At 52.0% G+C, this 356-nt stretch carries 1 protein-coding gene; it reads left to right on the top strand.

Annotated elements, in window-relative coordinates:
- The coding region (locus WG929_RS21030; RefSeq protein WP_416207628.1) for an ATP-binding protein at positions 1-244 on the top strand (244 nt) is incomplete at its 5' end.
- Between the last annotated feature and the right edge of the window lie 112 nt (positions 245-356).

The following is a 356-nucleotide window of genomic DNA, read 5'->3' on the forward strand; positions in this document are numbered from 1 at the left end:
TGAGCTGAAAAAGCGACTGAAACAGCTGGGCCAATACGACCTGCTGATCATCGACGAACTGGGCTACCTGCCGATGACCCGCCAGGCACGGTACAACCTGTTCCAGCTGATCAACAGCCTGTACGAGTATCGCTCGATCATATTGACGACCAACAAGGACTTCACCAGTTGGGGGGAGTTCTTCCACGAGGACGACGTCGCAGTACCGATCATCGACCGGATTATCCACCACTCGCAGCGGTAGTTTTCAACCCAGTTGTCCAAAATACTGCGTTTAAGCAGCACATTTATTCCGTTCAATCTCCTGCAGTTTTGCAGGATTGAGTGATACCGCTCCTGCAACGTTGCAGTTTCGG

It is taken from the genome of Oceanobacter antarcticus (genome assembly GCF_044962685.1).
Taxonomy (GTDB): Bacteria; Pseudomonadota; Gammaproteobacteria; order Pseudomonadales; family Oceanobacteraceae; genus Oceanobacter; species Oceanobacter antarcticus.